This is a genomic window from Brevundimonas sp., assembly GCF_965227765.1.
In the GTDB taxonomy this organism is placed as follows: domain Bacteria; phylum Pseudomonadota; class Alphaproteobacteria; order Caulobacterales; family Caulobacteraceae; genus Brevundimonas.
In genome coordinates this window covers 2,645,399-2,665,503 of record NZ_OZ245778.1, presented here as the reverse complement: position 1 = coordinate 2,665,503, position 20,105 = coordinate 2,645,399, and the positions used below count along the sequence as shown (strand labels likewise).

The 20,105-nt window shown below is 67.2% G+C and carries 17 protein-coding genes; 10 read left to right on the top strand and 7 right to left on the bottom strand.

All coding sequences use genetic code 11. The features are described from left to right. Nucleotides 1–28 precede the first annotated feature (28 nt). The gene (locus ACO05L_RS12785; RefSeq protein WP_421729546.1) at nucleotides 29–2,122 is read left to right on the top strand and encodes a TonB-dependent receptor plug domain-containing protein; all 2,094 of its coding nucleotides are present in this window, start codon (nucleotides 29–31) and stop codon (nucleotides 2,120–2,122) included. Here the strand turns inward: ACO05L_RS12785 and ACO05L_RS12780 are convergent. Genes ACO05L_RS12780 through ACO05L_RS12770 form a run of 3 tightly spaced genes read right to left on the bottom strand, consistent with a single transcriptional unit; the run spans nucleotide 2,088 to nucleotide 5,726 of the window. Further along, entirely contained in the window at nucleotides 2,088–3,557 is a 1,470-nt protein-coding gene (locus ACO05L_RS12780; protein ID WP_421729545.1) for an alkaline phosphatase D family protein, read from the bottom strand. The genes ACO05L_RS12785 and ACO05L_RS12780 overlap by 35 nt on opposite strands. A gap of 5 nt (nucleotides 3,558–3,562) precedes the next feature. Continuing rightward, on the bottom strand, nucleotides 3,563–4,366 hold the full coding sequence (locus ACO05L_RS12775; protein ID WP_421729544.1) for an inositol monophosphatase family protein: 804 nt from the start codon (nucleotides 4,364–4,366) through the stop codon (nucleotides 3,563–3,565). Between the two features lie 13 nt (nucleotides 4,367–4,379). Then, nucleotides 4,380–5,726 carry an MFS transporter gene (locus ACO05L_RS12770; RefSeq protein WP_421729543.1) on the bottom strand — a complete coding sequence of 449 codons (1,347 nt, stop codon included), beginning with the start codon at nucleotides 5,724–5,726 and terminating at the stop codon, nucleotides 4,380–4,382. 273 nt (nucleotides 5,727–5,999) lie between these two features. Between ACO05L_RS12770 and fliQ the strand changes: the two genes are divergently transcribed. From fliQ to ACO05L_RS12735, 7 genes are all read left to right on the top strand, one after another. Further along, the gene (gene fliQ, locus ACO05L_RS12765; RefSeq protein ID WP_421729542.1) at nucleotides 6,000–6,263 is read left to right on the top strand and encodes a flagellar biosynthesis protein FliQ; all 264 of its coding nucleotides are present in this window, start codon (nucleotides 6,000–6,002) and stop codon (nucleotides 6,261–6,263) included. Nucleotides 6,264–6,287: 24 nt separating this feature from the next. Then, nucleotides 6,288–7,058, top strand: coding sequence for a flagellar biosynthetic protein FliR (gene fliR / locus ACO05L_RS12760; protein ID WP_421729541.1), 771 nt, complete (start codon nucleotides 6,288–6,290; stop codon nucleotides 7,056–7,058). Further along, nucleotides 7,051–8,130, top strand: coding sequence for a flagellar biosynthesis protein FlhB (flhB, locus tag ACO05L_RS12755; protein WP_421729540.1), 1,080 nt, complete (start codon nucleotides 7,051–7,053; stop codon nucleotides 8,128–8,130). The genes fliR and flhB overlap by 8 nt, the downstream gene beginning before the upstream one ends. A gap of 208 nt (nucleotides 8,131–8,338) precedes the next feature. Then, nucleotides 8,339–9,421 carry a serine hydrolase domain-containing protein gene (locus tag ACO05L_RS12750; protein WP_421729539.1) on the top strand — a complete coding sequence of 361 codons (1,083 nt, stop codon included), beginning with the start codon at nucleotides 8,339–8,341 and terminating at the stop codon, nucleotides 9,419–9,421. Continuing rightward, complete coding sequence (locus tag ACO05L_RS12745; RefSeq protein ID WP_421729538.1) at nucleotides 9,418–9,927, top strand: nuclear transport factor 2 family protein; 510 nt, start codon at nucleotides 9,418–9,420, stop codon at nucleotides 9,925–9,927. Before ACO05L_RS12750 ends, ACO05L_RS12745 begins: the two co-directional genes overlap by 4 nt. A gap of 187 nt (nucleotides 9,928–10,114) precedes the next feature. Further along, nucleotides 10,115–12,223, top strand: a complete 2,109-nt coding sequence (gene cckA, locus ACO05L_RS12740) for a cell cycle histidine kinase CckA (protein WP_421729537.1) — start codon at nucleotides 10,115–10,117, stop codon at nucleotides 12,221–12,223. A gap of 62 nt (nucleotides 12,224–12,285) precedes the next feature. Then, complete coding sequence (locus tag ACO05L_RS12735) at nucleotides 12,286–14,112, top strand: DUF885 domain-containing protein (protein ID WP_421729536.1); 1,827 nt, start codon at nucleotides 12,286–12,288, stop codon at nucleotides 14,110–14,112. Between the two features lie 18 nt (nucleotides 14,113–14,130). Here the strand turns inward: ACO05L_RS12735 and ACO05L_RS12730 are convergent, their stop codons facing one another. From ACO05L_RS12730 to ACO05L_RS12715, 4 genes are all read right to left on the bottom strand, one after another. Continuing rightward, nucleotides 14,131–15,048 carry a LysR substrate-binding domain-containing protein gene (locus tag ACO05L_RS12730; protein ID WP_421729535.1) on the bottom strand — a complete coding sequence of 306 codons (918 nt, stop codon included), beginning with the start codon at nucleotides 15,046–15,048 and terminating at the stop codon, nucleotides 14,131–14,133. 279 nt (nucleotides 15,049–15,327) lie between these two features. Continuing rightward, on the bottom strand, nucleotides 15,328–16,242 hold the full coding sequence (locus ACO05L_RS12725; RefSeq protein ID WP_421729534.1) for an NAD(P)/FAD-dependent oxidoreductase: 915 nt from the start codon (nucleotides 16,240–16,242) through the stop codon (nucleotides 15,328–15,330). Nucleotides 16,243–16,252: 10 nt separating this feature from the next. Then, nucleotides 16,253–17,386, bottom strand: coding sequence for a DUF1176 domain-containing protein (locus ACO05L_RS12720; protein WP_421729533.1), 1,134 nt, complete (start codon nucleotides 17,384–17,386; stop codon nucleotides 16,253–16,255). Nucleotides 17,387–17,438: 52 nt separating this feature from the next. Then, nucleotides 17,439–17,783 carry a DUF2945 domain-containing protein gene (locus ACO05L_RS12715; RefSeq protein ID WP_421729532.1) on the bottom strand — a complete coding sequence of 115 codons (345 nt, stop codon included), beginning with the start codon at nucleotides 17,781–17,783 and terminating at the stop codon, nucleotides 17,439–17,441. A 236-nt stretch (nucleotides 17,784–18,019) separates the two neighbouring features. Between ACO05L_RS12715 and ACO05L_RS12710 the strand changes: the two genes are divergently transcribed. Together ACO05L_RS12710 and ACO05L_RS12705 are read left to right on the top strand one after the other, a co-directional pair. After that, a complete protein-coding gene (locus ACO05L_RS12710; protein WP_421729531.1) occupies nucleotides 18,020–19,240 on the top strand; it encodes an NADP-dependent isocitrate dehydrogenase in 1,221 nt (406 codons plus the stop codon). A gap of 190 nt (nucleotides 19,241–19,430) precedes the next feature. Further along, on the top strand, nucleotides 19,431–20,081 hold the full coding sequence (locus ACO05L_RS12705) for a DUF2939 domain-containing protein (RefSeq protein WP_421729530.1): 651 nt from the start codon (nucleotides 19,431–19,433) through the stop codon (nucleotides 20,079–20,081). Nucleotides 20,082–20,105: the final 24 nt, after the last annotated feature.

Genomic DNA, 20,105 nt, shown 5'->3' with positions numbered 1-20,105 from the left:
AATAGTCCGGGCGAAACAGGGGTTCGAGATGGTTCGTATTGGTGGGACGGGTTGGCGCAAGGCGGCCTCTGTAGGGGCGTCGGGTGCGGTCTTGGCGCTCGCGCTGGTGTCTGCTGCGCAGGCGCAGGACGCCCGAACCGGCATCGAACGCTATGAGGCGGCCAGTTTCGCCGCCAATGCGCCGGCCAACGCCGCCGACATGCTGGCCCGCGTGCCGGGCTTTTCCATCGTCGACGCCGACGCCGACGTGCGGGGTTATTCGGGCGCCCAGGGCAATGTGCTGATCGACGGCGAGCGACCCTCCAGCAAGCGCGAGAACATCGGCGACCTGCTGAAGCGCATCCCGGCGCGCACGGTCGATCGGATCGAGCTGATCCGGGGCGGGGCGCCGGGCATCGACATGGCCGGATACGCCGTCATCGCCAACGTCATCCGGCGCAGCGCCGCGACGGCCCAAGCCGGCTCGGGATCGGGATCGGCGGCGACGGTCGAGGGCGCCTATCAGGCGGGCGTGGTCGTCTCGACCGACGGCTGGGCCGCGCCGTCCGGCCAGTTCGAATACACCCGCCGCAGCGGCGACCGGACTCTGGATCTGGCCCTGAGCTCGGAGCCGGAACTGGACGACGACAGCGGCGAGGGCCTGATCCGCAAGATGTCGCCCGACGGCGTCACGACGGAAGAGAAGGACCTCGACACCCGCACCACGGTTCGCCAGTCCGAGGCCAGCGCCGGCTATCGCGCGCCTCTGGCCGGCGGTCGGCTGACGACGACGGCGGCGGTGAGGGGAGAGCAGACCCGCACCGAAAGCGACTTCACCCCCCGCGACGGCTCCGATCCCGAACGCGTGGACGAGGACGAGGATTTCACCGAGGCCGAACTGACGGCGCGCTATGCCCGCCCCCTGGGACCGAAGACCTCGCTGGAGGTGGTCGCCTCGCAGCAACTGGGCTGGCTGGAAGGGTCCGAGCACAGCGTCGAGGGCGATTCGACCGAGAGCTTTTCCGAAAAGACCGATACCGGCGAGAGCATCGGTCGGGTCGATCTGGCCTATGAGCATTCGTCGAAACTGGCCTTCTCGGCCGGGCTTGAAGGCGCTTTCAACTTCCTCGAAAGCCAGGCGCGTCTGGAAGAGGACGGCGTCGCCGTGCCCCTGCCGGGATCGGATGTCCGCATCGAGGAACGCCGGGTCGAGGGTTCGCTGGACGCGGCCTGGAAGCCGCATGACCACTGGGTGATCGAGGCCGGGTTGCGCATCGAGGATTCGACCATCACCCAGACGGGGGATGCGCCGCTGGAGCGGTCCTTCCTCTATGCGAAGCCGCGTCTGGCGGCGACCTGGGACGCCAATGCCGACACCCAGTTGCGGCTGTCGGTATCGCGGGAAGTGGGGCAGCTGGATTTCGGTGATTTCGTCGCCTCGGCCTCGCTGGACACGGGCCAGGTCACGGCGGGCGCCGCCGATCTCGTGCCCGACCAGACCTGGCGGCTGACCGCGTCGTGGGAACGCCGGTTCTGGGAGAGCGGCGCCCTGACCCTGACCTATACCCATGATGAAATCTCGGACGTGATCGACCGCGTCCTGGTGGTCACGCCCGACGACGTGTTCGATGCGCCGGGCAATATCGGCGACGGGTCGCGCGACAGCCTGAGCCTGGACGCGGCGGCGCCTCTGGACCGGATCGGGTTCGCGGGCGGCCGGGTGCGTTCGGTCCTGTTATGGCGGACCAGCCAGGTCACCGATCCTGTGACCGGCCAGACGCGCGGCATCTCCAAGGAAAAGCCGTTCGAGGGCTCCATCGAGATCAGCCAGGACCTGCCCGCCCATCGCCTGCACTGGGGCGTCACCGTCGAGCATATCGGGGAGAAGAAGACCGAGTACCGCTTCGACGAGATCAAGCGCGAGCGCGAGGCCGTGGGCTGGACCGCCTATGTCGAGCGGCGGATCGGCGAGCGCTGGCGCCTGCGGGCCGAGGCCACGGACCTGTTCGGTCGCGACTTCGACGAGCAGCGCGAGACCTGGGACGGACCGCGCTCGACCGGGGCGCTGGACGAGATCGAGACCCGCCAGCGCCGCACGCCCGGCTTCGTCAGTCTGACGCTCCGTCGTAGTATGGGCGGCTAGGCCAGCCCGGTTCGGGGTCGTAGCCGTAATAGCCGCCGCCCCGCTTGAACCGCTCCAGCCGGGCCAGTTCGGCCGGGTCCGACTTAGCGTCCCAGGTCTTGACCCTGTTCGACAGATCGGCGGGCGTCAGGACCAGAGCATCCCACACGGCCTCGCCCTGAACGTCGTGCAGGGTATAGGTCAGGGTGGGCGTGGGCCCCGTCATGTCGAAGCGCATCAGGCCGACGTTGACGCTGCGGGTCCAGGTGTCGCGGACGCGGACCTCGGGCGTCTGGCGCGTATTCTTGTTGGCCGGCATCTGGGCCAGGGGCGAGGAACAGAAGTCGTAGATGTCATAGCCGCCGACCTCGGAGCGGGGCACGCAGTTCAGCTCGCCCATGTGGCTGTCGCCCGAGATGCAGAAGACGCCGCCGATATTGCGGTCGCGGATGAAGTCGAAGATCTCGTTACGCTCGGTCAGATAGACGCCCCAGCTGTCGCCGCCCTTCTCGTTCTCGGCCGAGCTGAAGCCGCCGCCCGACACCAGCACCTTGAACGGCGTGGTCGAGGCCGCCAGCTCGCGCTTCAGCCAGGCCTTCTGGCGGGCGCCCAGCATGGTCTTGGCGCCGTTGTCGGGCGTCTCGATGGGGTCGCGGTAATAGCGGCCGTCGAGGAAGAAGAAGTCCACCCCGCCGTAGGTCTGCTTGAAATAGACGCCGGGGTTGTCGGCCTCGCCATAGGCGGGGTTGGCCCAGAAGACCTTGAAGACGCTGAGCGCCGAGGCCTTGTACGGGCTGAGGCCGTCGGAGTTGTTATATCCGAAGTCGTGGTCGTCCCAGATGGCCAACTGGGGCTTGGAGCGGAGCAGGGGCGTCAGCCGCTCGACCGCCCGGCCACGCCCGTAGAGGTCGGCCAGGGCGCTGCGCTGATCGCTGTCGCCATAGATGTTGTCGCCCAGCCAGAACATCATGTCCGGGTCCAGATCGCGCACGGCGTTCCAGATCGGCTGTTCGGCGTCATACTGGATGCGGCAGCAGGATCCAAAGGCGACGCGGAACTTGGCCGGGCCTGCGGGTGCGGTGCGGGTGCGATGGGGCAGGAACTGGAAGCGGTCGCCCTCGCCATTGTATTTCAGCCGGTACCAGTAGTCGGTGTCCGGTTTCAGGCCCTCGACCCGGAAGGTCAGGCACAGGTCGTCTTCGGCGCGGGCGGTCTGGGTCGGTCCCTGGATGACGGTCCCGAAATCGCGGTCGGTCGAATACTCGACGGTGACCGGAAAGGCGCCGCTGGCTCGGACCCAGATGGTCATGTGGTTGGGGCCGGGGGCGCCGACCATCGGGCCCTGAAGGGCCCGGGGATAGCCCAGCACCTCGGCCAGGGCGCGAGGCGCCGAGGCGATGAAGGCCAGGAGGGATGCGCCGCCCAGGAAGCCGCGACGGCCGAAGTTGTGAGCCATGGACCTTAACCCTCCAGCGCGGCGTTCAGGCGGCCGATCAGGGCGTCGTGGATCAGGCCGTTGGTGATGCAGACATTGCCGCCGTTCACGTCCATTTCCGACCCGTCACAGTTCGAGGCGCGACCGCCGGCCTCTTCGACCAGGATGATGCCGGGCGCCATGTCCCAGGCGTTCAGGCACCGCTCCCAATAGGAATCCCAGCGCCCGGCCGCGACCCAGGCCATGTCCACGGCGCAGGCGCCCGTGCGGCGGATGCCCGCCACGTCGCCGCTCAGCGAGGCCATCTCCCGCGCGAAAACATCGTGGTCCGGCTTACCCGCGAACGGGATGCCGCAGGCCAGGACGCTGTCGATCAGGTTGGCGCGTTTGGAGACGTGGATCTGCTGGCCGTTCAGCCAGCAGCCCTTGCCCTTTTCGGCGACGTAAAGCTCGTTCAGGATGGGGATATAGGTGACGCCGGCGACCACCTTGCCCTCGCGCGCCATGGCGACGTTCACGCCCCACAGCGGGCACGAGAACAGGAAGTTGGTGGTGCCGTCCAGCGGATCGACGATCCACATCTGCTCGGTGTCCGAGCCGCCCACCGCGCCGCCTTCCTCGCCGAGGAAGGAATAGCTGGGCTGGGCGCGGGCCAGGATGCGCCGCGTCGTTTCCTCGGCCTCCTGATCGGCGATGGAGACCATGTCGGCGGGGCCGCTCTTGGTCTGGATCACCAGGTCGGAGAGCTTGGCGAAGTGGCGTTCCAGCCCGTCGCCCGCGGCCTTCGCCGCCTCGATCATGGCCTTCAGGTCGTCGGAGGGAGAGAGCAAGGCGAGTAATCCTCTAGTCGCGAAGGCGGGTGCGCCACAGGCTGGCGGCCAGGATCATGGACAGCACCGAGGCGCCGATCCACACCCAGATCACCGGGCCGAAATCATAGATCTTGTCGTCGCCGACGGTGGTCATCCCGGCCTCGATCAGGTGGCCGGAGACGTTCTCCTGAATGGCCGCGCCGATGTAGCTGAACACCCCGATGACCCCCATGGTCGCCCCCGCCACCCGCTTGGGCGCCACGTCGACCGCGAACAGGCCGCCGAGCGAGGTCACCAGGCCGGTCATCCCCAGGCCGAACATCAGCATGGCGGCGGTCAGGGAAAGCAGATTGTTGGGTCCGAAGAAGAACAGCAGCAGGCCGGCCAGCTCGATCACCGCGAACAGCAGGTTGGCAGGGGGGCGGCGGGTGGCGAAGACCTTGTCCGAGATGAAGCCATAGGCGATGGCGCCGACGATTCCCGCCATCGTGCTGGCGAACAGCAGACCGGCGGCGGTCTGAAGGTCCAGGCCGCGTTCCTCCTGAAGGTACAGCACGCCCCAGGAGTTGATGGCGTAGCGGGTGATGTAGATCAGGGCGCTGGACAGGGCCAGAATCCAGATTGCCGGCAGTTTCAGGATCGACAGCTGCTGACGCAGCACGCTGGCGGGCTCGGCCTTGACCGTGCCGGTATAGTGGTCGTTGCGCCAGTCGGCGACCTTGGGCAGGCCCAGGGTTCCGGGCCGGTCGCGCATCAGCAGATAGGTGGCGATGGCGACCAGAACACCGACGACGCCGGGCATCCAGAAGCCTGCGCGCCAGCCCCACCAGGCCACGGCGGCGCTGACCAGCAGGAAGGTCGCCCCCTCGCCGATGGAGTGGGCGGTGGACCAGATGCCGTACATCCGGCCGCGCTCGCGGTTCGAGAACCAGGCCGTCATGGCGACCACGCCGCCCGGCGCGCCGAAGCTCTGGAACCAGCCGTTCAGGCCCCAGACGAGAGCGGCGATCCACACGACGTTGGAAAAGCCCATGAAGATGCAGCAGACGCCAGACAGCAGAAAGGAGGCGGTCAGGAACTTCTTCATGTTGGCGTGGTCGGCGAAGAAGCCGTTGGTCAGCTTGCCCAGGGCATAGGTCCAGAACAGCGCCGACCCGATCAGGCCCAGTTCCGAAGGGGTGAAGACGCCCTGATCCAGCAGCGGCTTCTTCACGATCCCCAGCGCCAGCCGGCACATATAGATCAGGCCATAGCCGCCCGTTATGGCCAGCATCACACGGAAGCGGTTCTGGCGGTAAAGTCGGTCGATCACGCCGTGATCGGCCATGACCGGCACGTCGGAGCCTGTCGCAAAGAAGCTGAAAATGCCGCGCGCCATGGTGTCTCGTCCCGGGTGTGCGGGTCGGCGATCGTGCGCCGGCCTCGTTAAGCCAAAGCCTATTTCAGCCCCGTGATGAATGGAAGAAGAATTCTAATTCATTTGCAAAATGGAATAAATGTCGCAGGCGTGTCCGGTTTGGCGCTCGCGGGGGTTAAAGTCGTTCAGAACACCGGCCGCCATCAGAAACGTAACGCCTCGTTAACCACGGTCCCGGCATTTTCTGCCCAGTGGGATCAGGGCCGGAATCACGCCCGGCACGAGGAAGTTTGTATGAACGGCGCTGAAGTTCTCGATGTCGGCCGCGACGCCATCTGGCTGACCGTGCAGCTGTGCGCGCCGATCCTGATCGTCGGCCTGGTCGTCGGCGTCGGCATCGGCCTGTTCCAGGCCCTGACGCAGATCCAGGAACAGACCCTGATCTATGCGCCCAAGATCATCGCCATCTTCGTCTCCCTGCTGCTGTTCCTGCCGTTGATGGGCGCCCTGCTGGGCGGCTTCATGCGCAACATCGCCGCCCGCATCGCGGGGATGTAGCGACCCCGCATGGAGCGCACCTAAGTGGAGCCGTATGCGACCGCCGATCAGGTCTGGGCCGGCGGGCTGATCTTCTGCCGCATCGGCGCGCTGATCCTGACCATGCCCGGCATCGGCGAATCCTATGTTCCGCCACGCATCCGGCTGTCGTTGGCGCTTGTCGTGTCCCTGGTCTTGTGGCCGGTGGTCGCCGGAGCCCTGCCGCCCTTGCCCGCCACCCTGGGCCTTACGGTCGGATGGGTCCTGCGAGAGGTCATCACCGGCCTGATGATCGGCGCCCTGCTGCGGATCTTCATGTCGGCCCTGGCCACGGCGGGCGAGATCGTCTCGTTGCAGACCACCCTGTCCTTCGCCCAGACCGCCAATCCGCTCCAGGCCCAGCCGGGCTCGACCCTGGGCGCGTTTCTGATGCTGCTGGGCACGGTGCTGATCTTCGCCACAAACACCCATCACCTGTTCGTCGCCGGGCTGGTCGGATCCTATGAGGTGATCGCCCCGGCCAAGCCTCTGGTCATGAGCGATTTCGCCGCCATGGCCGTCAAGACCGTCGGCGACAGCTTCCTGCTAGGGGTGCAACTGGCGGCGCCGGTCATCGTCTTCGCCCTGATCTTCAACCTGGCCTCGGGCTTGGTGGCGCGGGTCATGCCGTCGTTCCAGGTCTTCTTCGCCGCCGCGCCGCTCAGCGTCATCCTGGGCCTGTCGGTCTTCGCCCTGTCGCTGGGCGTGATGGGCACCGTCTTCATCGACCGTTACCGCGTCCTGGCGCGGGTGTTCGCGGGAGGGGCTGGTGGCTGAAGACCAGGATCCCGACTCCAAGACAGAAGACGCCTCCCCACGAAAACTCGAGGAGGCGCGTCGCAAGGGCGACGTCGCCAAGTCCGCCGATGTCGCCCAGACATTGAGCCTGATGGGGGCCAGCGCCGTGGTCGTGTTCGGCGGCGGCTATTTCGCCACCAGCATGGCCGAATCCTTCCTGCCCTTCATAGCCTCGCCCCACGCCATGATCGGGGCGCTGGAGGCCGGAGCGGGGGTCGAGATCGGCGCCACGGCGCTGTGGGCGGTCGCGCCGTTCCTCGGAGCGGTCGCCCTGGCCACCATCCTGGGCGGGGTGGGGGGCAATGTCGGCCAGATCGGCGGCTTCATCTTCACGGGCGAGAAGATCAAGCCGACCTGGAACAAGGTCAGTCCCATGGCCGGGTTCAAGCGCATCTATGGCCCGGACGGCCTGATGCATTTCGGCCAGACCCTGATCAAACTGATCGCCGTGGGGGTCATCTGCTACACCGTGTTCAAGCCGCATATGCGCGAGTTCGAGAACATGGCGGCGATGTCGCCGGCCAACATCCTGCCGGTGGCGCGCGACCTGATGATCGCCATCCTGGTCTCGACCCTGGTCTTCATGGGGTTCACCGCCGGGGCCGATTTCATCTGGCAGAAGATGCGCTTCGCCAAGCGGATGCGGATGACCAAGGAAGAGGTCAAGGAGGACTACAAGCAGTCCGAGGGCGATCCGCACGTCAAGGCCAAGCTGCGCCAGATCCGGATGCAGAAGGGCCGTCAGCGGATGATGCAGAACGTGCCGACAGCCACGGTCATCGTCACCAACCCGACCCACTATTCGGTGGCCCTTCGCTATGAGCCGGACCAGGGCGACGGCGCGCCCATCTGCGTCGCCAAGGGCGTCGACGCCCTGGCTATGCGCATCCGAAAAGTGGCCAAGGAGCACGACGTGCCGATCGTCGAGAACGTCCCCCTGGCCCGCGCCCTCTACGCCGCCGTCGACGTCGACGAAGCCATCCCGCGCGAACATTTCGAGGCCGCCGCCAAGATCATCGGCTTCGTCATGCAGAAGCGCAAAGGGCGCTAGGCCGTTGGCGTGACGGCGTCGCCCGTCGCGATCCGAGAGGCGAGAAGCGGACTCTTTGGAGGCTGTTATGGTGGGAAGCAGACCTTATCGCGGAGCACTTTCGCATTGCCGAACCTTAACTTGATGGCGGTAGGGCGAGACGACAAGGGTGCTCTCATGCGAGACGGTCGCGATTGAGGAAGCTATTGTGTTTCGGTTTACAGCCATCTTGGCCGCCGCCTCGTTAGCGGCCGCTACGGCGCAGGCGCACCCTGTTCAACGGGGTGTCGACGACGCCGCCCTGTCGCCGCTGTCCGGTCTTGAAACGGCGGCGCCTCGGCTGCTTTCGAGCCTGAAGATTGCGAGCCTCTCCGTCGCGATTGTGGAAAACGGGGAGATTGCTGAAGCCCACGCTTGGGGAGAGGCGTCGCCTGACCGACCCGCGACCATCGCCACTCTCTACAATGTCGCCTCCTTGACGAAACCGGTGAGCGCTGAGGTGGCCATGCGCCTCGCGGCCGAGGGTCGGATTTCACTTGATGAGCCTATGTCGGCCTACTGGGTGGATCCGGATGTGGCGAATGATCCTCGGTCGGCCCGACTGACGCCCCGGCTTGTGATGAGCCACAGGAGCGGATTACCGAACTGGCGCCCGGCTGGGGGCGGTAAACTCAGCTTTATCAATGAACCCGGCGAAACCTTCGGGTACTCCGGAGAGGGCTTTGAATGGCTGGCGCGCTTCATCGAGGCAAAGACCGGCGAGCCGTTCGAAAATTTGGCTCAAGCGCTCGTGTTCGAACCGGGCGCTATACGCGATACAGCCTATACAAGACGCACGTGGTTTGAGGGCCGTCTCGCCGTCCCCTACGACGCCGATCTCGACGTCCTGGCGCCGCAAGTGGCCGACCATTTCTTCGCGTCCGACGACCTGATCTCGACGCCTCGGGACTACGCTCGCTTCGTGGTCGGGATGTTCCAGAAGCAGGGAGTTACGCCCGATCTGTATCTAGAGAGGGAAAAGCTCCAGACTGTCCGTCTCACGCAAACCTGTGCGGGAGACGAGCCCGGCTGTGCGGCCGAAGATGGATTCGGTTTAGGTTGGGAAACCTTCCTGATCGGTGGGCGTCGTTTCCTGATGCACACCGGCATGGACGACGGGACCTTCACCTTCGTCTACCTGGAACCCGAGACCGGCGCCGGCTTGGTGCTGTTCACCAACAGCACCAACGGCTGGAAGGCTGTCCTTCCCGTCCTCGAACTGACCGGTGCAGATGCCGGATTCATCGCTCATCTTCGGAGCAGCCTTTCGTGAAGTTCATCATCAAGACTCTGAGCGTCTGCGTCAGCGTGCTGGCACTTATGGCGGGCGGACGCCCTGCCGTGGCGGCGGATGTTGACGACCTTAGATCCCAGATCGTGGCGGCGGACGCTCGGCTCTTCGAACTATTTATGGAAGGGTGCGATCCCACAGCCCATCGCGGGATGGTGACCGACGACTTCGAGTTCTTCGATGATCGCGGTGGTCTGGTCGCCACAAATGGCGACGCTTTCGTAGCCCAATATGCAGGGCGCTGCAGCGGTCGGGACGCCCCCGACGCTTGGCGGTCTCGCCGTGAAGCGTTGGCCGAAACCATCGAAATCTTCCCAATCAAGGAGTACGGCGCGGTCGAGACAGGCGAGCATGTTTTCTACGAACGTCAGGGCGAGGGCAAAGAACGTCGGGTGGGCCGGGCAAGATTCGCCCAGATGTGGAAGCTTGAGGGCGACTCGTGGAAGCTGGCGCGGGTGTTCAGCTACGATCACGCTCCGCTGCCCTAGGTCCGAGGGGACTACAAACAGCGGACTGCCCGAATGTCGCCTACGGGTCGCTACCAGACCTCAAGATCTGGCCAGAAACTGAACGCCGCATCAGCGCGTCCTAACCGTGGATGTCCTGTTTCGCCCGCCACTGCGCGATGAAGGCCGGAAGGCGTACACTGCAAAGATTGATTCGCCTCGAGGTCGCATGACCCAAGCTCGCCCCACGTCCGCAAACGACAACCGTCGTCCGTTCGACCCGCTGCCCATCATCATGGCGGTCGGGTTCGCCGTGGCCGTGGCCGCCCTGGCCTGGCCGGCGTTCCAGGCGGGGCCGACGACGACGCCGGGGATGATCCTGTTGCTGACGGTGGCGGTGGTGTCTCTGGTCGGCCTGTTCGCCTTTGGCCGCGCCGGGGCGAGGACGCCTGCGGGCGATGTCGCGGTCGAGATGCTGGACGCCATGGCCGAGCCCGCCGCCCTGGTCTGGTCCGGAGGACAGGTGCTGGCCTTCAACGCCGCCTGGGCGTCGCAGAACGGCGCCACCGTGGCCCTGCCCAAGCTGAGGGCGGGTGGCGGCAAGTCCGCACAGGCGTTGTACATGGCCTTCGCCCAAGCCCGTAAGGGCGAGCAGGGGCGGGCCATCGTCACCGTCGGCGACCGCGCCGTCGAGGTCCTGATCGGCCAGGCTGGAGCGGGACGTTTCCTGGTCCGCGAGGCGCCCGAGGCGGCCCTGACATCGGCGACCACCGCGCCTGCGGCCCGCGCCTATGTCGCGGCGTCGGGCGAGGGGCGGGCCATGGCGGCCGGGGCGCCTTTCGGTTCGGCGGTCATCGGCGGCGACGACATCTTCGCCGGGCGGGCGGAGGAGGCCAATGCGGCCCTGGCCGTCCTGACCGGCCCGGCCGCCGCCCGCGACGCCGCCTTCGGCCACCTGTTCGACCCGGCCGGCGTGACCGAGGCGCGCGCCCGGCTGGAGGCGGGCTCCAACGGCCCGATCGAGCTGGTCGCCCGCGCCTTTCCCGACAAGATGCTGCACCTCTATGTCGCACCCGAGGGCGACAAGCGACGGGTCTGGCTGTTCGACGTCTCGACCCAGAAGTCGATGGAGCTGCAGCTTTCCCAGGCCCAGAAGATGCAGGCCGTGGGCCAGCTGGCCGGCGGCGTGGCGCACGATTTCAACAACCTGCTGACCGCGATCCAGCTTCAACTGTCGGGTCTGCTTGAGCGTCACCCGGTGGGCGATCCGTCCTATGACGGCTTGAACGAGATCCGCCAGACCGCCATCCGCGCCGCCGACCTGGTGCGCAAGCTGCTGGCCTTCTCGCGCAAGTCGACGGTGCGGCGCGAGCGGCTGGACGTGGGCGAACTGGTCTCGGAGTTCACCGTCCTGCTGCGTCGTCTGCTGCGCGAGGACGTGCGGCTGGAGACGGACTATGGCCGCGACCTGCCGGTGATCCTGGCCGACAAGAGCCAGCTTGAGACCGCCGTCATGAATCTGGCGGTCAATGCGCGCGACGCCATGCGCGGCGTGGTCGAGCCGGGCGCAGGGGTGGTCACCATCCGTACCGCGCGCCTGAGCGCCGAGGACGCGCGCGCCATGGGCTGGCGCGATGCGCCGGTGGCTTCCGAGGGAGAGGGCGAGGTCGCCCTGATCGAGGTCGCCGACACCGGCCCCGGCGTGCCGCCCGAACTGCTGGACAAGATCTTCGAGCCCTTCTTCACCACCAAGGCCGTCAACGAAGGCACGGGCATGGGCCTGGCCACCGTCTATGGCATCGTCCAGCAGGCAGGCGGCCATATTGGCGTCAGCAATCTGGAAGACATCGACGGGGTGGTTCGGGGCGCGGCCTTCCGCATCTTCCTGCCCGCCGCATCGGCCGCCGAACTGGTCGAGGTCGCGCCGGTCGAGGTCAAGGTCAAGGCGGCGCCGCGCGACCTGTCGGGCGCCGGACGCATCCTGTTCGTGGAGGACGAGGCCGCTGTGCGCGGCATCGCCGCCCGACTGCTGCGCCAGCGCGGCTATGAGGTGATCGAGGCCGCCGACGGCGAGGAGGCCCTGGCCCTGGCCGAGGAATGGGCAGGTCAGATCGACATGATGATCAGTGACGTCATCATGCCGGGCCTGGACGGGCCGAGCCTGCTGAAGAAGGCGCGCCAGTATCTGGGCGATGCGCCGGTGATGTTCATCTCGGGCTATGCCGAGAGCGACTTCTCGGACCTGTTGCAGGACGAGACCGGCGTCTCCTTCCTGCCCAAGCCGCTGGACATCAAGACCCTGGCCGAACGGGTGAAGCAGGAACTGCACGCGGCCTGAGCGGGCTCTTGCCGAAAAGGACGCGGCGGGCTCTTATCCCTGACCGTGTTCGAGGGGTTCCCATGATCGACCGTCGCCGCCTGCTCGCCGCCGCCATGCTCGGCGCCGCCGTCGTCTCGGCCGGACCCGTTCTGGCCGGACAGGCTGGATCGGAGAGCGCCCGTCTGGCCGCCCTGCTGGAGCGACTCTACGAGGGGATGCTGGATCGGTCGCCGACAACCGTCACCTATCTGGGCCTCGACAAGGGCAGCCGCGCCGCCGCCAAGTCCCGGCTCGATCCCCTCGATCCTCAGGCACTGGCCGCGGGCAAGGCCTTTGACCGGCAGGCCCTGGCGGACCTGAAGGCCATCGACCGCGACGCCCTGAGCGCCGACGAGAAGGTCAGCCTGGACTCCGTCCTCTATTCCTTCGAGACCCAGGTGATCGGCTATGACCGCTTCGATTTCGGCTCCAAGGGCTATCTGTCGCCCTATCGGCTGAGCCAGCTTACCGGCGCCTATCGCGACGTGCCCGACTTCCTCGACACCATGCACACGGTCGAGACCGATGCGGACGCCCGGGCCTATCTGAATCGTCTGGGCGCCTTCGCCGTCCTGATGGACCAGGAGACGGCTCTGGCCCGGATCGATCTGGCGGCGGGCATCACCCCGCCCGACTTCATCGTCGAACGCACCCTGGAGCAGATGCGCTCGGCCATAGCGGGCCCGCCCGCCGAACTTGGGCTGGTCACATCCCTGGCGCGCCGCACCGAAGACGCCGGGTTGTCTGCGGGCTGGGCCCCGCGCGCCACCGCCATCGTCGTCGAACAGATCATCCCGGCGGCGCAGCGCCAGATCGACCTGTACGAGGGGCTGAGGGCCGGGGCCGTCCATGACGCGGGTGTGTGGCGGCTGCCGGTGGGCGAGGGCTACTACGGCTATGGCATCCGCTTCTTCACCACCACCGCCCTGACCGGCGACGAGGTGCACGAGATCGGCCTGGCCCAGGTGGCGGAAATCTCGGCACGCGCCGACGCCATCCTGAAGGCCGAGGGGCGTTCCGACGGATCGGTCGGCGCGCGGCTGGCGGCCCTCGGCAAGGAGCCGCAGTTCATCTATCCCAACACGCCCGAGGGCAAGGCGCAGCTGCTGGCTGACCTGAACACCCAGGTCGCTGCGGTCACTGCCAAACTGCCCGAGTGGTTCGGCCGCCTGCCCAAGGCGGGCGTCGAGATCCGCGCCGTTCCCGCCGCCATCGAGGCCGGTGCGCCGGGCGGTTACGCCATGGGGCCGTCGCTGGATGGCTCGCGACCGGGCGCCTATTACATTAACCTGCGCGACACGGCGGAGTGGCCCAAGTGGACCTTGCCGACCCTGACCTATCACGAGGCGACGCCGGGCCATGTGATGCAGGGCACCCTGGCGGCGGAGGCCGCCGACATCCCGATGATCCGCAAGCTGTTGCAGTTCTCGGCCTATGGCGAGGGCTGGGGCCTGTATTCGGAACAATTGGCCGACGAGATGGGGATGTATGAAGGCGATCCCTGGGGGCAGCTGGGCTATCTGCAGTCGATGCTGTTCCGCGCCACGCGGCTGGTGGTCGATTCCGGCCTGCACCACAAGCGCTGGAGCCGCGAACAGGCGATCCGCTACATGGTCGACACCCTGGGCGATCAGGAAAGCAGCGTCACCACCGAAGTCGAGCGCTACTGCATCTGGCCGGGACAGGCCTGCAGTTACAAGATCGGCCACAACGAATGGGTCAGGCTGCGCGAGGGCGCCCGCGCCGAGCTGGGCGATCGCTTCGACATTCGGTCTTTCCACGACACGATGCTGAATAGCGGCGACATGCCCCTGGCGGTGTTTGCGACCCTGGTCGACGACTGGGTGGCGGCGCGAAAGGCGGCCTGAGACTCAGCGACCTGGGTTTCAGCGAATAGCGTCGAAGGCGGCGGTGATGGCCGGATCGTCCGCCGCCGCCTTCAGCACCCAGTCTCGGAAACGCGCAATCTTGGGCGACAGCCGCCGGTCCGTCGGCCAGCAGACCCAGTAGCCCGCCGACAGTTCGACCATGTGGGCAAACGGCTGGACCAGCACCCCGGCCGCGATCTCGCGCGCATAGAGGATGGGCGAGGCCAGGGCGACGCCCTGACCGCCCAAAGCCGCCGCCACCTCCAGCGCCTGGAAGTCGGCCCTCAGCCTGACCGCCGGGTGGCCCACGCTCTCGACCCCGGCTGAGGCGAACCAGGCCGCCCATTCCTTTTCCTCGCCGATGCGGGGCGCAGCCACCAGGTCGGCGGGCCTCTGCAGGTTCAGCCGGGCGCACAGGTCGGGCGCGCACAGGGGAGTGAAGACGCCGGGCATCAGCAGGGCCGCGTCCAGTCCGGGCCATTTGCCGTTGCCCGAGCGGATGGCGATGTCGACGTTCTCGCGCATCAGGTCGGTCAGGGTGGACGAGGTGTCGACCCGCACGGCCAGGCCGGGATTGGCGACCTGGAACTCGCCCAACCTCTGGGCCAGCCACTGGGACGCCAGGGTCGCCAGGGAGGTGATCGACAGGACCCCGTCATCGGCCTCGGTCAGGTCGGAGATGGCGCGCCGCAGCAGCAGCATGGCCTCGGTCGCGGCGCGCGACAACCGCTCGCCCGGCTCGGTCGGCGCCACCTCTCTGGGCAGGCGGCGGAACAGGCTGAGCCCCAGCCGGGTCTCCAGCGCCTTGATCTGCCAACTGACGGCGGCCTGGGTCATGCCCAGTTCCTCGGCGGCGCGAGTGAAACTGCGCAGACGCGCGGCGGCCTCGAACACCCGGATCGAGGCGAGGGGCAGGCCGGAAAGGGGGTCGGACATAAGTCAGCCTTGTGATGACATCCGATCATCTGGTTTGCGAGGGGCGCCCGTCAAGCCCAGATATAAGCCTCCAACAAACATCAGCGCAGGAGGCTGCTATGGAAGATATGCACCGGACCCATAAGGAGCCCGCATGGCGCTGGATCGGGGTCGTGCTGGACGGATTCGCCTCGCGGCCACGACCTGCGCTGCGCCCGACCCCGCAACCTGCGCACCGGATCCAGGCGACCAAACGGATCGTGCGGCCGGCTTAGGTCAGGCCCTCAGACCGTCTGGCCCTCAGACGGTCTGGCCGTCCGCCTGCCTGAGCATATTGTGAATGGCGGTGGCGGCGATGGCGGCCTCTGCGGTGGCGACGGCGATCTGATTCAGGCCGCGCACCACGTCGCCGGCGGCGTAGAAGCCGGGGATGCTGGTCTGCTGATGGTCGTCGACCTCCAGCCGCCCGTCGTCGCAGGTCGCGGCGCCCAGGGCCTGGGCAAGGTCGACATTGGCTGTGGTCCCCAGGGCCGAATAAACCAGATCAAAGGCGGTGGCCCGCCCGCCCCAGCTCAGGGCTGTGACCCGGTCGCCCTCAAGCTCGACCCTGTCGATGGGGGTCTCGACCAGGGATACGCCCAGCCGGTCGAGCGCGTCGCGTTCGCTGAGAGCCTCAGGCGCGCCGACGTGGATCAGGGTCACCCGGTCGGAATAGGTGCGCAAGAAGGCTGCCTCGCGCACCCCCATGTCGCTGTCGCCAATCACCGCCACCGCCTTGTCGCGCGCCTCATAGCCGTCGCAGATGGGGCAGATACGGACCAGGGCGCGGGCGATGGCGTTCTCGACACCCGGCAGGTCGGGATGATGATCCACCACCCCCGCAGCCAGAAGCACGGCGCGCACCTGGACCTGTCGGCCGTTCAATTCAGCGACGAAGCTGCCATCCTCGACAGGCGTCAGCCGCGCGACCGCGCCGGATTCGATCACCGCGCCATATTCCTCGGCCTGTTCGCGCATCCGCGACAGGATGGCGTCGCCGCTGATGCCGGCGGGAAAGCCCGGCATATTGTGGCTGAGCGGGATCCAGCAGGCGCGCGGGGAACCGGCGTCGGCGACCAGAACCCGCCGGAGAAACCGCGCCAGATAGGTGGCGGCCGTCAGCCCAGCCGGGCCTGCGCCGATGATCAGCACCTCGGGGTCGGGCGTGGGGCTCATCGCGCCGGCCTCAGCGCGAGCGATAGGTGGTGGGCCAGAAGTCCGACACCATGCCCCAGCAGTCGCCCATGATCTGTTCGCGGCTCATGACAAAGCCGCGTCCGGTCCAGGTCCAGGTCTGAAGCGCGCCGCAATCGCCGATGCCGCGCGCCTTGGAAAAGGCCGTGATGGTGCGTGTGGCGGGGTCGTAGATCGGGTTGACCAGGCCGTCGGGCGAATACTCGGTGGTCACGACCTGGCCGTTGCTGCCGGGGAAGTCGACGTTGCGGGGGTTGGCGCCCTTGGCCCCCGTCAGGAAGTAGGAATAGACGATGTTGTAGGCGCCGGCGCCGCAGGGCACGCCCCACATCTCGGTAGAGGCGTCCAGCCGAACGGCCGTGACCGCCTTCTGGATATAGTCGTTGAAGTTCGTGTCCTCGCGACATTTCTCGACGTCGCCCAGGGCCTCGAGCGTGGCGGGCAGGAGCCGCGGGGCGTTGCCTTCGAGCCCGGCCTGGCTGATGGCGGGGGCGGCGGTGATGACGGGCAGGGCGGGCGCGGCTGGCACGGCCGAGGCGGGCTGGGGGCCGCGCCGGATCAGGGCCGTGGTGGTGTTCAGCCGCCCCTGCCGCTCGTCGATCCACAGCAGGGAGGCTGAGGCTCCGGCGGTGGGGAAGCTGGCGCTTTCGCCGTCCCAGGTCGCCGTGATCGTCGAGGCGGCGGCCAACTCGCTCAGGACGGCGCCAACCTCGCCGGGCGCCACATCGAAGCTGAAGGTGTCGGCTGGACCGGCGCGCAGTCCGTGACGCTGCCCGTCGATGACCAGGGCGACGGACGAAGCCGTGGTTCCGTTCAGGGCGGGGATGCCCAGGCTGACCGATGGGGCGGCGTCGGCTCCGGCGTCCATGCCCACCCGCAGCCAGCCGCTGTCGCCGCCGGTGTAGGCGACGCAGGCATTGCCGTTGTCACAGGTGGCGCGCCAGTCGCGGAACTCGCGGCTTTCGGACGCCACAGCTGGGCCGGCCGTCTGAGGGGCCGCAGGCGCCGCGCCGGGTACGGGGGCGGGATCGGCCTGCGCAGGCCTGTCGCTGGCCTTTTCGCCACAGGCCACCAGCGTCAGGGGCGCCAGGGCCAGGGCGGTGATGAAGCCGAGATGTCGCGTCATGATGGTCCCCCGAAGTGATCGTGCTGGGCGCAAGGAGTCTGGGCGCAAGGCGTCAGGCCTTGCGCAGTTCCGAAGGCTTGTGCGCGGCGCGGGCGCCCGTCTTTCCGCTCTCGACCAGATATTCCGGGTTATCCTGGGATGCCGCAACCTTGTGGTCTTTGATCTTGGTCGGGTGGGTCAGCTTGCGGACCACCTTGCCGGTGGTCGTGCCCTGGCTGTGGTCCCATTTGACCGTGTCGCCGGCCTTGAAGGTCTTTTCGGTCATGGCGTCCTGTTCCCGATCCGCGATCTCCTTCTCAGCGAGCAGGCGGCGCATCAGTTCCGGGTCGATCAGGACCGGGGCCTCGCAAAAGGCCATGATCCAGCGGTCGACCAACGCCTGTACGTCGTCGTTCATCCTGTCTCCAAGTTTTCAGCCGGGTGTTCAGCGGGCGGGGCGGGGCAGAGGAAGCCCCGGATCACCCGCCGGTTCAGCTTGGCCGTGGGCGGCTTTTTGCGGGCAGGGTTAATGCTGCGGGGCCAGCCCGCGCGCGGCCCAACGACGCTTTCGCCCGACCGGGCTTTGCGAATGACGGCAGGGGTGGCTATACCGCCGCCAACCTTCTCCCCCGACACAGCAGACAGAGGCGCTTCATGGCCAAGATCAAGGTCGCCAATCCCATCGTGGACATCGACGGCGACGAGATGACCCGGATCATCTGGCAGTGGATCAAGGACAAGCTGATCTTCCCCTTCGTCGAGGTCGACCTCGACTACTACGATCTGGGCATGGAGCACCGCGACGCCACCGACGACCAGGTGACGATCGACGCCGCCCACGCCATCCAGAAGCACGGCGTCGGCGTGAAATGCGCCACCATCACCCCTGACGAAGCGCGCGTCGCCGAGTTCGGCCTGAAGAAGATGTGGAAGTCGCCCAACGGCACCATCCGCAACATCCTGGGAGGCGTGGTCTTCCGCGAGCCCATCATCTGCCAGAACGTGCCCCGCCTCGTTCCAGGCTGGACCCAGCCCATCGTCGTCGGCCGTCACGCCTTTGGCGACCAGTACAAGGCCACCGACTTCCTCTTCCCCGGCAAGGGCACCCTGTCGATCAAGTTCGTCGGCGAAGACGGCGCGGTCATCGAGCATGAGGTCTATCAGGCGCCCGGCGCCGGCGTGGCCATGGGCATGTACAACCTGGACGCCTCGATCCGCGACTTCGCCCACGCCTCGTTCAGCTATGGCTTGGCGCGCAACTACCCGGTCTATCTGTCGACCAAGAACACGATCCTCAAAGCCTATGACGGTCGCTTCAAGGACATCTTCCAAGAGATCTTCGACGCCGAATACGCCGAGGAGTTCAAGAAGCGCGGCCTGACCTACGAACACCGTCTGATCGACGACATGGTGGCTGCGGCCATCAAGTGGTCGGGCGGCTTCGTCTGGGCGTGCAAGAACTATGATGGCGACGTCCAGTCCGACATCGTGGCTCAGGGCTTCGGCTCGCTGGGCCTGATGACCTCGGTCCTGATGACGCCCGATGGCAAGGTGATGGAAACCGAGGCCGCCCACGGCACCGTGACCCGCCACTTCCGTCAGCACCAGAAGGGCGAGGCCACCTCGACCAACTCGATCGCCTCGATCTTCGCCTGGACGGCCGGCTTCAAGCACCGCGCAAAGCTGGACGGCAACGCCGAGCTGATGACCTTCGCCGAGACCCTGGAAAAGGTCGTCGTCGACACCGTCGAGGCTGGCTTCATGACCAAGGACCTGGCGCTGCTGGTCGGCGACCAACAGGGCTGGCTGACCACCGAGGGCTTCCTCGACAAGGTCGCCGAGAACCTGACCACGGCTCTGCCCCAAGCGGCTTAAGGCAAGGCCTTAACGCGCATCCTGCGGGGGCGCTGACGCTCGGCTCGCGGAGCCTCGCTGCTTGAGCGCCAGGTTTTGCGATCCTTGACCACTACAGCGGCCCATCCCGTCATCGGGGTGGGCCGTTGCGGCTTTTGGCGGGCGCCGCTAGCGTTACCAGCGCCGGGTGATCCGGCCATGAGGTCGCGACGTGAGCCCACCGGATCATCCGACGCCAGATGCCTATCAACCCGTCTGGGCGCGGTCGGTCGCGCGCAAGGCGTCGCGCGAGCCCTCGTTCAAGGCGCTGATCCTCAACATCCTGGCCGTCGCCGTAGTGGCGGCGGTGGTCGCCTTCTTCGCCGCGCCCGCCGTGGCCTTCTTCGGCATCCGCGCCGCCGCCGAGGCGGGCGACGTGGCGGGGCTGAGCCGGCTGATCGATTTCGACGCCGTGCGCGCCTCGCTTCGTCCGCAGATCTCGCGCCGCCCCGAGATCCTGACCCCGCCGCCCTCGATCCTGCAGGACCCGATCGGCGCCATCCGCCGCCAGTTCGAGGACACGGTCGCCCCGGTCACGCCCGGCGCCCCGCCGGTGGACGCCTGGCTGAGCCCGACGGCCCTGCTGGTCCTGACCGCAGGCGAAGCGCGGGCCGATGCGCCGCCCAGCGCTGCGTCCTCGGCCATCGCGGTTCAGAACCCGCCCCTGCCGCGTCCCGCCTACTGGAGCATCAATCGCGCGCGGCTGGCCGTGGCCGGCCAGGATGGGTCACGCACCCTCTTCACCTTCGAACGCCGCGCGGCGTTCGAGTGGAAACTGGTCCATGTCGGCCTGCCCGGCGCTCTTCCCAGCACGCAACCGTAAAGCTTTCCCGGCGTTCGAGGCACC